The sequence below is a fragment of the Streptomyces chilikensis genome, from assembly GCF_001642695.1.
Lineage (GTDB): Bacteria > Actinomycetota > Actinomycetes > Streptomycetales > Streptomycetaceae > Streptomyces > Streptomyces chilikensis.
On record NZ_LWCC02000192.1, the window covers coordinates 1 to 13,793 of the forward strand.

Sequence of the window (13,793 nt, forward strand, 5' to 3'; positions counted from 1 at the left end):
ATCAACAGCCTGGGGGCCTCGATCGTTGCGTTCGGCTGGGGTCACCTGATCGGGGCCCACCTCGAAGAAGCTCAGTCATCCGCGCCACCTCCGGTCCCGTACCCGCGCTGTTCACCCAGCCCTCACCCGGCAGCATTCAGCGTGGCTTACCCGGCACCGTACTGTCCACGGGAGGTGTCCGTACGCTAACGCTGCGTACGCGGTGCGGCTTTGGAGAACCTCGGCGTGCATCCATCACCGTGACTGCATGAGCGCTACCAAGACCACAGCCACACCTGGGGCATGTACGTTCGCCCAACTCCTGCCGTCCACGCGGCGTGGAGCCCGGCTTGCGCGTCTGCTCGCGGTCGGTCAGCTCCGTGTGTGGCCGGTGTTGCCCGACGTCATCGAGCGGGCTGAGCTGATCGTGGGTGAGTTCGCGGCCAATGCGGCGCTGCATGGTCATGTCACGGGCCGGAACTTCCGGCTCGCCCTGGCCTTGGATGCCGTGGCCGGGACGCTGCGGATCGCCGTCACAGACGCCAAGGGAGAGCACTTGCCGGAGCCGTGCGCGGATGCCGAGGCGGACCTGGACGCTGAGTCTGGCCGGGGCCTGCTTCTGGTCGCCGCACTTGCCGACCGCTGGGGCGTCGAGCCGTACCCGCCCGGGGGTAAAACGGTGTGGGCCGAGTGTGCCCTTGATCCTGGACCGATTCCCCCGGCGATGGGCACAGCTGAGGTCCTCTCGATCGAGCACAGGTGAACAGGGACTGGTGCAGGCGGATTTCACCCTGTCCGCCCCTGTGGCGAGGCGGTAGCCTGCCTGGTGGTTCAGGCGGCAGGCGCCGGCAGCCGGGGTGTGACGAGGGGGATCGTGGAACAGCACGACGTGCGGGGGCACTACGACGAGCTTGCGGCCGAGTACGACGAGCACTGGGTGTACGGGCCCGAGTACGTGCCCTGGATGTCGGCCCGGATCGCGGAGGCCCTGGAGCTCGGGCCCGAGGACCGGATCGCCGACATCGGTTGCGGCACGGGCCTGTTCGCCAAGGAGGTCGCACGGCAGGTCAAGCCGCGGCAGCCTGTGCTCTGCGTCGATCCGTCGGAGGCGATGCTCCGCGGGCTGGGTACGCCGCCCCCGCCCGAGCTGATCCCTCTCGCCGCCTCCGCCGAGGACGTGGCCGAGGGCCGGGTCGAGGTTCCGTACGAGCGCCTCGACGCAGTGTGGCTGAAGGAGTCGGTGCATCACCTGGCCGATCCCGGCCGCACGCTGCGAGGGCTGGCCGAGCGGCTGGCGCCGGGCGGGCGACTGCTGGTGGTGATGCTGCCGGCGACCATCAAGTACCCGTTGTTCCAGGCTGCGCTCGACCGGTTCGAGGAGTTGCAGCCGGATCCGGTCGGCATCGTGGGACACCTGCGTTCTGCGGGTCTCGAGGCCGAGCTCCGCTTCGTCGAGCACGAACTGCGGATCGAGCGTGAGCGGTATCTCGGGATGGTGCGGGCCCGGTACATGTCGCTCCTCTCCACCTTCAGCGACGCCGAGATCAAGAAGGGCGTCGAGGAGATCAAGGCGGCGCACCCCGAGCCGGTGCTGGTGTTCCCGGACACGTTCGCGTTCGTGGTCGGGCGGCGTCCGGACGAGCGCACGGCCGCGGGTGACGCCGACCGGAGGGAGGCGCAGGCGTGAGCACTGTCGTCGACGAGCGGCTGCGGCGGCTGCGGACCGAACTGGACGACCACTCCCGGCTCGCCGAGCGGTTAGGGCTGGACCTCGAGCGGCCGTTGCGGTCGCTGCACGACGGGTATCCGGAGAACGCGGTCGCCCTGGTCGGGAAGCTGACCGAGAAGCTGCTGAAGGAGCTGTGGCGGCACCACGACATCGCGGGCGACCCGTCGTCGAAGGCGCTCAACGACCTGGTCAAGGGCTGCCGTCCGCACATTCGTAGCGGCAACGTCCTCAACGCCCTGGACGACATCCGGCGGCTCCGCAACCGGTCGACGCACGACGGGTACGACATCAGCGAGGAGGACGGCCTGCTCGCGGTCCGCCGGCTGGTGGACGTGCTGGTGTGGTTCACCAGCACGGGCAGCGCGGCGCTCCTGGGCGGGGAGCCGCAGATGGCGCCGGAGGTCGCGCGCCGGAGCGAGTTCCTCGCCGGGCTGTACGTGACGCTCGGCTACCGGCAGGTCAAGCGGTTCGTGCTGAGTGCCGACACCGTGTACCAGCTGTTCTGCCGGGAGTCCGGGATCCGGCTGGAGTACGTGGAGCTGCTGGTCTCCCAGGACGCGGACGACCTCCGCACCGTCCTCTCCTCGGGCGACGGGGAGCTGCTGAAGACGCGGCTGCCGAAGCTGACCCGGTTCGTGGTGCTGGACGTGGACGAGCCCGGCCACGGCGACGACAAGAGCGGCGAGAGCGACGGCAGCGGCGGTTCGGGAGCGCGGGCGCTGCGGCAGCTGCTCGGCACCGACGTGCGGATCGTGCCGTACGGCGGCTTCGTCGACACCATCGTGCAGATCGACGCCCACCTGGCTCCGCTGGCGTCCGCCCTGGCCCCGGTGGAGTCCCGGAGGGCGGTTCCCGCGGCGATGCTGCGGACCGACCCCCTCACCGGGGAGTCCGGCGTGGAGCGGACCGGTGACGCGGCGGAGCTGCTGGTCCGGCTCGCCCAGGGCAGCGCGAACGTGCTGGTCACCGGCCGTCCGGGAAGCGGCAAGAGCACGCTGCTGCGCTCGCTGGTGCTGGATCCGGGCCTGCGTCGTTTCCGCTTCTACTTCGACCTCGGGCTGAAGCCGAAGGACGAGCCGTTCCCGGAGTACGCGGCCAGGCTGCTGGCGCCCGCCATGGGGCCGGAGCGTTCGCGCGCGTACGACCTCTTCCTCTTCCTGATCCGGTCGGGCATGGCGCTGTGCGTGCTGGACGCCGTGGACGAGGGGGTCGAGGAAGCCAGTCCCGCCGGGTTCCTGCGGCTGTTCAGCGATCTCGCCGCGGTGTTGTCCGCCGAGTCGGCGGTGGTGATGAGTTCGCGGGTGGCCTTCCTCGCCGACTCGCCCCAGATCCGGCAGCTCCTGGACAGCGGCGCCGGCCGTTCGGAGCAGCTGGTCGAGCAGATGTACGCGAACGGGGTCGACCCCGCGCGCGTCCCGCACTTCCACGTCGTGCGTCTCACCGAACCCGACACCACTCCGCTGGAGACGCGTCTGACGTCGGCCCTCGAGCTGGAGCCGGGCACGTCGCTGGCGGGCGTCCTCGGGACGCACATCGCGCGCACGCTGGAGGAGGCCGGCCGGCCGGAGCTGGAGGACCGGCTGCCGGAGGCGTTCGGGCGGGCGTTCCTGGAGGACCGGACGGTGTTCTCCCTGCTCGACCTGCACCGGTGGCTGGGACCGGGCGCGTTCAGGGACGGGCTGCTGGACCTCGACGCGTGCGTGCTCGCGCCCCTGCTGCGGGCCGCGGGACCGGAACAGGTCGCGTTCGTGCACACGGCGTACCAGGAGCTGCTGGCGGCGCGGTACCTGGCCGATCCGGCGCACCGGGAGGCGGCGGTGGACATCGCCGGAGGGGCCTTCCTCACCGAGCAGGTGCGGGCCTTCCTGGCGGAGGTCTCCGCGGGTGCGTCCGCCGGGACCGACGACTGCGTGCTGCCGGCGGGGGCGTACCTGGTCGGTCCGGCCGAGCGGCTGCTGATCCGGCGGGTGGAGCGCCCGGTGCGGTTCGACCGGTACGCGGTGACCGTGGCGCGGTACCGGCGGTTCCTGGAGGCCCTGGAGCCGGACGGGACGTCGCGCTGGGACCATCCCGACCAGCCGGCGGAGTTCTCCCACCGGCCGTGGACGGAACGCCTGCGTTACCCGGACTACTACGAGAGCTCGCGGTACGACGACCACCCCGCCACCTGCGTCAGCTGGTGGAGCGCGTACGCCTTCGCCGCGTTCGAGGGGAAGCGGCTGCCGACCTCCCTGGAGTGGGAGGCCGCGGCCCGCGGCGGTGACGGCCGGCTGTTCCCGTGGGGCGACGAGGTCGACGGCACGAGGATCAACTGCGCCGACGCGTGGGTGGGCAAGCCGGTCGTGACGTACCAGGCCTGGTACCGGGACTTCGCGGGCGACGCCGGGCGCCGGGCCTCGGTGACGCCGGTCGGTGCGCGGCCCGGGAACCGGTCGCCGTTCGGCGTCACGGACATGGTGGGCAACTGCTGGGAATGGACGTCCACCAGCCTTTCCGACCCCGGCGAGGCGGTCATCTGCGGTGGCAGCTACGACAACCCGATGCGCGCCACGCAGACCAGCGGCAAGGGCCTCTACCGCAAGCGAGGGTCGAGCAACGCGGTCGGCTTCCGGTGCGTGCAGGACCTGACGGACGACGGGGACCACGGGGACCACGGGGACGACGGCAGGGACGACGAGGCGGAGGTGACCCGGAAGTGAGCGACGTCGACGACTTCGGCGGCAGCCCGGCGCGGTACGGGACCATCGTCGACCGGCGGCCCAGCGGCGGCGGACCGACCGGGAACATGGGCTCGTACATAGTCCTCGACGACGAGGAGGAGCGGTACTACAGCTTCGACTACCGGCAGATCGTGACGGAGGGGTTCCGGACGATCCGCACGGGGGAGCGGGTGCGCTTCCACGTCGACGCACGAAGCCCTGACCGGGCCGAGTTCGTCATCCGGCTGGACCAGCCGGACCCGGCCGAGTACTACGGGTGAGCATGAGCACTGCGAACCACCCGCCGCTCCCGCTGCGCGACGCCCCACCGGGCGCCCGCCAGGAGCTGGCCGTGGTCCTCCCCGTGCGGTTGGCGGGCGCGCCGGACTGGGCGGAAGGGCCGTTCCCGTTCGAGCTGGGCAGCCGGCGGACGGACACGGCGACCAGGTCGACGTACTTCACGCCGGCCTCGGCACGGGCCCTGTACGGGGTTCCCGGCCGGCCCCGGCGCTGGCACCGGCCGATGGACGTCAAGCAGGACGGGATGCGGCTGCTGGGCGCGGAGCTGCTGTGCGCGTCGACGGCGGTCGGGGAGGAGCAGGGCCTGGCGATCCTCCACTTCACCGTGGAGGACCCGCTGCTGCCCGTGCTGCGGGCGCTGTCGGGCAGGCCCGGGGACCACCCCGATCCGTTGAGCGGGCGCTTCGATCCGGCGAGGCTGCTGGAGAGCGCGGCCGAACTGCCGGGCGAGAGCGCCCCGTTCGCGATCGCGCGGCCGTATCCGGTCGCCTTCATGTCGCCGACCGCCGCCCACTCCTCCGCCCTGCGCTCCGGCCCCGACGGCCTGGTGCCCGCGTCGGCGGACCAATGGCTGTGGCAACTCGCGTCACGCTCCACGGCCGAGGACTTCCCCGTGCCGCCGGAGTGCACCGACGAGCTGCTCCAGGACGTGGTGCGGATCTCCGCCGACTGGAGCGCGCTGGTGCTGCGGCAGGGAGCCGCGTTCCTGGGCCACCGGGCCGACACCGGGGACGGCGACTTCTACGGGTTCGCGGCGCTGCACTTCCGCACGGTCTACCTCGACGCCCTGCTGCTGGGGATGCTGCAGCGGGACCACATCGACGTGCTGACGGACCAGCTCTCCGAGGTCTTCGACGCCGGCGGCCTCGCGGGACGGGTCGCGGCGCTCGAGCGGAACATCGCGGTGTTCCGCAGCACGTACTGGCGGCAGCACCTCACCGCGCACGGCCCGGCGAACGACCTGCTGCTGGCCTTCCAGCGGCAGCACCGGCTGCCGGAGCGGTTCGCCGAGATCCTCGCCGAGGCCGCCGACTACAGCCGGCTCGTCCAGACCCGCGAGAGCCAGCAGATCAGCGGTGCCCTCGGCGTCCTCACCATCCTGGGCCTCCCGCTCGGCACGGCCCTGGGCATCCTCCAGGTGCTCGACGACAAGTCGCTCGCGCACCTGCTCCTCGCGCTCGGCGTATCCGTCGCGGCCACGGCGGGGGCGCTGACCACGCGGTACGGGCGGCTCGTGCTGGCGTCACTGCGGGGAGGCGACGGCACGGGGACGAGGCGCGGGTCCTGAAGGACACCGGCCCGTCGGAGGGATGTCCTTTTCAGAAGCCCGCGGATCGCGTCATGGAGAAGCCAGCGATGACCGTGTTCTCGGCCCTGGCACACGCCTCTCATCCTGACGTCGACGCCATACTGGACGGCGGTGGCCCGAGGCATCCAGGCCATCGGCGGAGACGCGAGCACGTTCTTCGGCGAATTCCTGGAAATCAGCCTGGGGAACACCCCGGCGCGTGAAAGTGGAGGAGGCTCATGCCCGTCACCTTCTACCCCGGGCGCGGCACGATGGTGGAGAAGGCCTATCTCAAGGGTGAGGCGGAGGGCCAGGCCAAGCTGATCCTCCGCCTGCTGGAGCAGCGCAAGCTGCAGATCGGGCCCGCCACCCGCGAGCGCATCCTGGCCTGCACGGACCGAACCATCCTCCAGCGCTGGTTCGACCGCGCCATCACCGCCGCCTGTGAGGAAGAGCTGTTCGCCGACGAGTAGAGCGCATTCGTCGACCGCCTTCCTGGTCGCCAGCTGGGCCGGGTCGGAGCGGTTGAAGAGTGTCGGCAAGCCGGAGGTGTCGGCGACGGCGATTACGCCAGGTCCTCCGTATTACGCCCTTCCCGTGACTCGTGACCTCGGACCACGGCGTCGCGGATGTCCTCGGCTGTGACGGGGCCGCCGAGATCGTAGGTCTCCTCGTCGGTGACGAACGGTTCTTCCCGTACCCGGTAGGCGAGGGCGATGCGGTGGATGCCCTCACGGATGATCTCGGCCTCGGACTTCCCGACCCGGGCGGCGGCCTCCTTGATCAGCTTCAGATCGCTGTCCTCGGCGTAGACGCTCGTGTGCTTCAGTGCCACACCGTGATGGTACGGATCCGGTACCAATCGTCTTGGAGGCTGCGGGGCCGCCGTACGGGTTCGAGCGTTGCTCAGTGGTCGTCCGGCCAGAGCCGGAACGAGGTGTGCCCCGACAGCGGCCGTAGGGCGCGGAAATGGCGGCGGTCCAGGGTCAGAATGGTGTCCGTGCTGTACTCGGCAGCCATGACGACGTTCATGGTGTCCGTCAGGCCGATCTGCGGGTAGCGGCGCATGGTCACTACTGCGGTGGACAGGTGCGGTTCGATCTCGGGCACGGCGTATCGCCGTACAGCGACGCGGTCACGGATGTGGGCCAGTGCGTCGCACGCGGCACGGGGCCCGATCCTCGTGGTCAGCAGATAGTCAAGCTCGGCCAGCACCAGTGGCGTCACCACGAGATGGGGCGCGGAGGACACCGCCTCGCGGCAGCGCCGGTGCTCCGCGTCGGTTCCGTCGTAGTACGCGAACAGTCCCGACGTGTCGGCGATCAATACGGTCACGCCCCGAAACCTTCCAGGTAGTCGCCCCGCCCTGCTGACCAGTCCACGGGTGACTCGCTGTGGAACACCGGAGCATCGGGGTCCTCGCCCATGGGGTCCGTCGGATACGGGGAAACAGGGGCGTCCTTGCCGGACACCGGGGACAGTATGGCGACGGGCCGCCCGTTCTTGGTCACCGTGATGCTCTCGCCCCGCTCCGCGGCGGCAAGGATCTTTGAGGCGTTCTGGTTGAATTCGCGGGCTGTCGTCTCCATGTAGTACAGGGTAGTACCGCGTAGTACACGGTGCGGCACAGCGTGCGTGAGGGGGCGCGGATGTACCCGGTGCAGGACGCGCTGGACCGCCACTCGCCTGCTGGTGCCCGCCGTGCCGTCCGCTAGCGGATCTTGAGGGTGATCGTGGAGCCCTTGGGGGCCTTGTCGCCCGCGGAGGGGGACTGGGACTTCACGGTGTCGCGGAAGATGCCGAGGAGGCCGCGGTCCTCGTCGACCTTGAAGCCTGCCGCCTCGAGGGTCTCCGTCGCCTCGTCGACGCTCTGCCCGACGACGTCGGGGACCTCGACCATCTCGGGTCCCTTGGAGAGGGTGAGCGTCACCGTGTCGCCCTCAGCCGCGCGGCCCCCCGGCTCCGGGGTCTGCCGGGCGACCTGACCGCGCTCGTGCGAGGAGTGGACCTCCTCGGAGCCGATCCGGACCTTCAGCCCGGCCGCCTCCAGCTCCGCGCGGGCCTCGTCCGGCTCGGAGCCCGTGACGTCCGGGACGTCCACCGGCGCGCCCTTGCTGACCACCAGCGCCACCGCCGTGCCGGCGCGCCGCTCCGCGCCCGCCGCCGGCTCCGTGCCGATCACCGAGCCCCGGGGGACGTCCTCGCTGAACGCGCGCGTCACCATGCCCGGCTCGAGCCCCTGGCCCTTCAGCGCCTTGCGCGCCTGCTCCAGCGGACGGCCCTCCAGCGAGGGCACCTTCACCACCTCGGGCCCGGAGGAGATCACCAACGACACCGCGCCCCCGCCGCGCACCCGCTCCCCGGCACCGGGGTCGGTGGAGATCACCGTGCCCCGCTCGACCGTGTCGCTGAAGCGGCGGGAGACGTCGCCGACCTCCAGCCCGGCGTCCGTCAGCCGGTCCCGCGCCTGCGCCTCGGTCTTGGCGAGCACCGGCGGGACCTCGGTGAACTGTCCGGAGTTGATGTACCAGACACCGCCGCCGAGGCCCAGCACCAGCAGCAGCCCCAGCAGCACCGCCAGCGGCCTCCGCCCCGCCAGGGCGCCCCGGCGGGAGGAGGGGCGGGCGAGGCCGCCCGTCTCCAGCCGCGTGGTGCGGTCGACGACCGCCGTGGGCTCGTCACCGTCGACCGGCAGCGGCCGCCGCACGACGGGACGGGAGATCACCGAGGTGCGGTCCTCGGAGCGGTCGTGCCCCTCGGCGCGCGCCGTCGGCGGCACGGCGTCCAGCTGGGCGTCGGTCAGCGCCGCGCGGACCGCCTGCGCCTGGGCCAGCAGCTCCGCCGCCGTGGCGGGACGGTCCGCGGCGGCGCGCGCGGCGGCCGCCGCGACCAGCTCGTCCAGCGGCCCCGCCAGCCCCGGCACGACCGCGGAGGGCGGCGGAACGTCCTCGTTGAGGTGCCGGAAGAGCACCTGGGCGGGGGAGTCGCCGCGGTGCGGCTTCTCGCCGGTCAGCATCTCGTGGAGCACGATGCCGCAGGCGTACACGTCCACCCGGGGGTCGACGGTGCCCCGCTCGATCTGCTCGGGGGCGAGGTAGGAGACCGTGCCCAGCACCGAGCCGGAGCTGTCGGTGACCGTGTCCACCGCCCTGACCAGGCCGAAGTCGGCGACCTTCACCCGGCCGTCGTCCCCTATCAGGACGTTCTCCGGCTTCATGTCGCGGTGCACGAACCCGGCCCGGTGGGCGGCGCCCAGCGCGGCCAGCACCGGCTCCAGGATGTCCAGCGCGGCCCGGGGCTGCAGCGCCCCGCGCTCGCGCAGCACGTCGCGCAGGGTGCAGCCGGCGACGTACTCCATCGCCAGGTACACGTACCCCCCGTCGGTCCCCTGGTCGAAGACCTGCACCACGTTGGGGTGCGCCAGCCGGGCCACCGACTTGGCCTCGCGGATGAACCGCTCGACGAAACCGGCGTCCTGCGCCAGCGACGGGTGCATCACCTTGAGCGCGAGGACGCGGTCGAGGCGGGTGTCCAGCGCGCGGTAGACGGTCGCCATGCCGCCGACCGCGATCCGCGAGTCGACCCGGTAGCGGCCGTCGAGCAGGCGGCCGAGGAGCGGGTCCTGAAGGGTCGTGTCCACGGGGCGAGTCTACGAGGGGCGCGACGGGCCCGGAGCCGCCCGGCGGGCCCGGAGGCCCCGGGCCCCGCGCCCCTCAGAACGCCGGGCGCTCCGGGTCGAGCTCGGCCAGCCCCTCCGCGGGGGAGGAGGCGTGCGCGAACCGGCGCTGCGGAATCCGCCCGGCCAGGCGGGCCAGCCGTCCCGCCTCCACGCCGTGGCGCATCGCCAGCGCCATCCGCTCCGGGTCCCGCGCCCTGGTCACCGCCGAGGCGAGCATCACACCGGCGCAGCCCAGCTCCATGGCGAAGCTCACGTCGGAGGCGGTGCCCGCGCCCGCGTCCAGGATCACCGGGACGCCGGCGGCCTCCACCATCAGCTCGAAGTTGTGCGGGTTGCGGATGCCCATCCCGGAGCCGATCGGCGAGCCCAGCGGCATCACCGCCGCGCACCCCACGTCCTCCAGCCGCCGGGCCAGCACCGGGTCGTCGCTGGTGTACGGCAGCACCGTGAACCCGTCGTCGACCAGCGTCTCGGCCGCCTCCAGCAGCTCCACCGGGTCCGGCAGCAGGGTGCGCTCGTCGGCGACCACCTCCAGCTTCACCAGGGAGGTGCCGAGTGCCTCGCGGGCCAGCCGGGCGGTCAGCACCGCCTCGCCCGCGGTGAAGCAGCCGGCCGTGTTGGGCAGCACGTGGATGCCCAGCCGCTGCAGGACCGAGAGCACCGAGCCGTGGCTCGCGGGGTCCACCCGCCGCATCGCCACCGTGGTCAGCTCGGTGCCGGAGGCCACCAGGGCGCGTTCCAGCACGTCGAGCCCGCTCGCGCCGCCGGTTCCCATGATCAGCCGGGAGGTGAGCTTCAGGTCGCCCAGCACCAGCACGTCGTCTTCCCGATGCTCCACGTCAGCCTCCCTGCACGGCGGTCAGGATCTCGATCCGGTCCCCGTCGGCGAGCACGGTGCCCGCCCACCGGTCGCGCGGCACCACCGTCTCGTTGACCGCCGCGGCCACCCCGGACCGGGCCGGGGTCAGCAGGGCGACGACGGTGTCCAGCGCGGTCCCGCCGGCGAGCTCGCGGGGGGTGCCGTTGACGCGGACGGTGATCGGCGTGGCGCTCATGCGGCGACCACCTCGCCGTCGGCCGTTCCGGCGTTCGCCGTCCCGCTGCCGGTCGCACCGGCGTCGGTCGCACCGGCGTCGACCGCACCGCCGCCGGCCGCACCGGCGACCGCCGTGTCGGCCGTTCCCGGGCGGGCGGTCCGGCTCCGGGCGGCGAAACGGTCCGCCGCGAAGGCCCGGGCCCGTTCGGGCAGCGTTCCCGAGGCCAGCGCCTCGGCCATCACGTCGCCGGTGACCGGGGTGAGCAGCACCCCGTTGCGGTAGTGGCCGGTGGCCAGCAGCAGGCCGTCCAGCGCGGTGGGACCGAGCAGCGGGGCGTTGTCGGGGGAGCCGGGACGCAGCCCCGCCAGGGTCTCGGTCAACGGCAGCTCGGTGATGCCGGGCAGCAGTTCACGGGCGTCCCGCAGCAGCGTCCAGACGCCGCCCGCGGTGACCGAGGTGTCGAAGCCCAGCTCCTCGCTGGTCGCCCCCACCACCAGCTCGCCGTTCTCCCGCGGCACCAGGTACACCGAACCGCCGCGCACCACCGCCCGCACCGTCCGTGACAGGAACGGCGCGTACACCGGCGGCACGGCCAGCCGCAGCACCTGCCCCTTCACCGGCCGCACCGGCGGCCGGACCTCCTCGGGCAGCCCGTCCAGCGCACCGCTGAGACTTCCCGCGGCCAGCACCACGCGCCCGGCGGACAGGGCGGTGCCGTCCTCCAGGACCACCCCGGCCGCCCGGCCGCCGGAGACCTCCAGCCGCACCGCGCGCCGCCGGTGGAACACCACCCCGGCCCGCTCGCAGGCCCGCAGCAGCGCGGCGGCCAGCAGGCGCGGATCGGCCTGGTGGTCGCCGTCCACCCGCAGCCCGCCCCGCACGCCCGGCGCCAGCATCGGCTCCAGCCGGCGGCACTCCCGGCCGGTCAGCCACTCGGACGACAGGCCGTGCAGCCGGTGCAGCACGGCGAGTTCGCGCAGCTCCGCCCGGTCGTCGGCGTCCAGGGCGACCGCCAGGGTGCCCGTCTCCCGGTAGCCCACGTCCATGCCGGACGCCCCGGCCAGCTCCTCGGCGAACGCGGGCCAGCGGCGCGCCGACTCCAGGTTGAGGGCCAGCAACTCCTGCTCGCCGTGGTGGTGTTCGGTGACCGCGGCCAGCATCCCGGCGGCCACCCGGGCCGCCCCGCCGCCCGGGTCCGGATCCACCACCGCGGTGGCCGCACCGCGCTGCGCGGCCCGCCAGGCGGTCACCAGGCCGATGATGCCGCCGCCCACCACCAGTACGTCGGACGTCATGGCGTCCAGCTCCTCCCTTCGCCGGAATGACCCGGATCAGGTTCGTACGGTCGGAGGCCGTCAGCCTCCCTCTCAGCCCGGTGCGTCCGGGCTCCCGCGGGTGCTCTACCGTCGCCACCCTAACCCGCGCCCCCACGACGCTGAAAGAGAGTCACCCGTGCCCCGCTCCCTCGACGGCCTGCTGATGGCCCCGATCGCCGACGACACCGCCCGGACCCCCGGCCAGGTCGGCTCCGCCACCCGGTTCCGCTACCACGAGAGCGGCACCCAGGTGTGGGCCACCTACGAGGGCGGCGACATCACCCGCGGATACCTGGTCGGCACCCGTGAGGGCGACCGCCTCGACTTCCGCTACGTCCAGCTGACCCGGGACGGCGCGACGGCCTCCGGGCACTGCGTCTCGCGGGTCGTCGGGCTGCCCGACGGACGCGTCCGGCTGGAGGAGACCTGGGAGTGGGAGTCCCGGCCGGGCAGCGGAACCAGTGTCGTGGAGGAGATCCGTCCGTAGGTCCGGCGGTCCGGTGTCTATGGTGAGGGAGTGAGCGAGGGCGTGAGCGAGCAGACGCGAGAGCGGGCCGGACGGCGGGTGGTGATCGCCGGCGCCGGCATGGCCGGGGTCCGGACGGCGGTGGCGCTGCGCGAGCAGGGCTTCGACGGCACGGTGACGCTGATCGGCGCGGAACCGCATCCGCCGTACGACCGGCCGCCGCTGTCCAAGGGCGTGCTGCTCGGCGGGTCCGAAGCCGAGGGTGAGGCCGCCTTCGACGTCGACTTCACCGGCCTCGGCATCGACCTGCGGCTGGGCCACGAGGTCACCGGGGTGCGCACCGCGGACAAGGAGATCGACACCGGTCAGGGGCCCGTCGCCTACGACGTGCTGGTGGCCGCCACCGGCGCCCGCCCCGTCCGGCTGCCCGGCACCGGGGGGTCCGAGGGCGTGCACGTGCTGCACACCCTCGACGACGCCCGGCGGCTGCGGCCCGTCCTGGAGCGCAAGGAGTCCGTGGTGGTCGTCGGGGCCGGCTGGATCGGCGCCGAGTTCACCACCGCCGCGCGGGAGGCCGGCTGCGCGGTGACCGTGGTCGAGGCCGCCGGACGGCCGCTCTCCGGGGCGCTGCCCGAGGAGGTGGCCCGGCCGATGGGCGACTGGTACGCCGAGAGCGGCGCCACCCTGCACACCGGCGCACGGGTCGAGCGGGTGGAGCCCGGCACGGTGGTGCTGGCCGACGGGCGGCGGCTGGAGGCCGACGCCGTGGTCGTCGGCATCGGCGCCCGGCCCGCCACGGACTGGCTGGCCGGCGCGGTGGAGCTGGGGCCGCAGGGCGAGGTGCTGGCCGACGAGCGGCTGCGCGCCTCCGTCCCGGACGTGTACGCGGTCGGCGACTGCGCCTCGTTCCCCTCCGCCCGCTACGGCGAACGGCTGCTGATCCACCACTGGGACAACGCGCTCCAGGGCGCGCAGACCGTCGCCGAGTGCATCCTCGGCGGGACGGCGGCCCCCTACGACCCCGTGCCGTACTTCTGGTCCGAGCAGTTCGGGCGGTTCGTGCAGTACGCGGGGCACCACGGGGCGGCGGACACGCTGCTGTGGCGCGGCGGCCCGCGGGACCCGGCCTGGAGCGTGTGCTGGCTGCGGGAGGGACGGCTGGTCGCGCTGCTGGCGGTGGGCCGCCCCCGCGACCTGGCGCAGGGCCGCCGCCTGATCGGGTCCGGCGCGCACGTCGACCCGGACCTGGTCCGCGACCCCGCCCGCCCGCTGAAGTCCGCCGCGGCCTGAGTCCGGCCGG

At 73.1% G+C, this 13,793-nt stretch carries 15 protein-coding genes and 1 riboswitch; of the genes, 8 read left to right on the forward strand and 7 right to left on the reverse strand.

Annotation, left to right across the window (positions count from 1 at the left end):
* Positions 1-247 precede the first annotated feature (247 nt).
* The 6 genes from A2U95_RS31615 (at position 248) to A2U95_RS31640 (ending at position 6,468) form a co-directional block, all read left to right on the forward strand.
* Positions 248-742: an ATP-binding protein gene (locus A2U95_RS31615; RefSeq protein ID WP_166029409.1), complete on the forward strand. Its 495-nt coding sequence runs from the start codon at positions 248-250 to the stop codon at positions 740-742.
* 111 nt (positions 743-853) lie between these two features.
* The gene (locus A2U95_RS31620; protein ID WP_166029411.1) at positions 854-1,666 is read left to right on the forward strand and encodes a class I SAM-dependent methyltransferase; all 813 of its coding nucleotides are present in this window, start codon (positions 854-856) and stop codon (positions 1,664-1,666) included.
* On the forward strand, positions 1,663-4,407 hold the full coding sequence (locus tag A2U95_RS31625) for an SUMF1/EgtB/PvdO family nonheme iron enzyme (protein WP_166029413.1): 2,745 nt from the start codon (positions 1,663-1,665) through the stop codon (positions 4,405-4,407). Before A2U95_RS31620 ends, A2U95_RS31625 begins: the two co-directional genes overlap by 4 nt.
* On the forward strand, positions 4,404-4,688 hold the full coding sequence (locus tag A2U95_RS31630) for a hypothetical protein (RefSeq protein WP_166029415.1): 285 nt from the start codon (positions 4,404-4,406) through the stop codon (positions 4,686-4,688). The genes A2U95_RS31625 and A2U95_RS31630 overlap by 4 nt, the downstream gene beginning before the upstream one ends.
* Positions 4,689-4,690: 2 nt before the next feature.
* On the forward strand, positions 4,691-5,995 hold the full coding sequence (locus A2U95_RS31635; protein ID WP_166029417.1) for a hypothetical protein: 1,305 nt from the start codon (positions 4,691-4,693) through the stop codon (positions 5,993-5,995).
* Positions 5,996-6,234: 239 nt separating this feature from the next.
* Complete coding sequence (locus A2U95_RS31640; RefSeq protein WP_166029419.1) at positions 6,235-6,468, forward strand: hypothetical protein; 234 nt, start codon at positions 6,235-6,237, stop codon at positions 6,466-6,468.
* 92 nt (positions 6,469-6,560) lie between these two features.
* Here the strand turns inward: A2U95_RS31640 and A2U95_RS31645 are convergent, their stop codons facing one another.
* The 7 genes from A2U95_RS31645 to thiO form a co-directional block, all read right to left on the reverse strand.
* Positions 6,561-6,830: a hypothetical protein gene (locus tag A2U95_RS31645; RefSeq protein ID WP_166029421.1), complete on the reverse strand. Its 270-nt coding sequence runs from the start codon at positions 6,828-6,830 to the stop codon at positions 6,561-6,563.
* Between the two features lie 71 nt (positions 6,831-6,901).
* Complete coding sequence (locus tag A2U95_RS31650) at positions 6,902-7,330, reverse strand: PIN domain-containing protein (protein WP_166029423.1); 429 nt, start codon at positions 7,328-7,330, stop codon at positions 6,902-6,904.
* Positions 7,327-7,584 carry a type II toxin-antitoxin system Phd/YefM family antitoxin gene (locus A2U95_RS31655; RefSeq protein WP_166029425.1) on the reverse strand — a complete coding sequence of 86 codons (258 nt, stop codon included), beginning with the start codon at positions 7,582-7,584 and terminating at the stop codon, positions 7,327-7,329. The genes A2U95_RS31650 and A2U95_RS31655 overlap by 4 nt, the downstream gene beginning before the upstream one ends.
* 122 nt (positions 7,585-7,706) lie before the next feature.
* A complete protein-coding gene (gene pknB / locus A2U95_RS31660; RefSeq protein ID WP_166029428.1) occupies positions 7,707-9,635 on the reverse strand; it encodes a Stk1 family PASTA domain-containing Ser/Thr kinase in 1,929 nt (642 codons plus the stop codon).
* Positions 9,636-9,708: 73 nt separating this feature from the next.
* The gene (locus tag A2U95_RS31665; protein ID WP_277351014.1) at positions 9,709-10,512 is read right to left on the reverse strand and encodes a thiazole synthase; all 804 of its coding nucleotides are present in this window, start codon (positions 10,510-10,512) and stop codon (positions 9,709-9,711) included.
* A gap of 1 nt (position 10,513) precedes the next feature.
* Positions 10,514-10,729 carry a sulfur carrier protein ThiS gene (gene thiS / locus A2U95_RS31670; RefSeq protein WP_166029430.1) on the reverse strand — a complete coding sequence of 72 codons (216 nt, stop codon included), beginning with the start codon at positions 10,727-10,729 and terminating at the stop codon, positions 10,514-10,516.
* A complete protein-coding gene (thiO, locus tag A2U95_RS31675; RefSeq protein ID WP_206283139.1) occupies positions 10,726-12,006 on the reverse strand; it encodes a glycine oxidase ThiO in 1,281 nt (426 codons plus the stop codon). The genes thiS and thiO overlap by 4 nt, the downstream gene beginning before the upstream one ends.
* Positions 12,003-12,114: riboswitch (TPP riboswitch) on the reverse strand. Its footprint overlaps the gene before it by 4 nt.
* Before the next feature lie 49 nt (positions 12,115-12,163).
* Between thiO and A2U95_RS31680 the strand changes: the two genes are divergently transcribed.
* Both A2U95_RS31680 and A2U95_RS31685 read left to right on the forward strand, forming a co-directional pair.
* Positions 12,164-12,514: an avidin-fold protein gene (locus A2U95_RS31680; RefSeq protein WP_166029432.1), complete on the forward strand. Its 351-nt coding sequence runs from the start codon at positions 12,164-12,166 to the stop codon at positions 12,512-12,514.
* A 42-nt stretch (positions 12,515-12,556) separates the two neighbouring features.
* Complete coding sequence (locus A2U95_RS31685) at positions 12,557-13,783, forward strand: NAD(P)/FAD-dependent oxidoreductase (RefSeq protein WP_166029434.1); 1,227 nt, start codon at positions 12,557-12,559, stop codon at positions 13,781-13,783.
* Positions 13,784-13,793 lie beyond the last annotated feature (10 nt).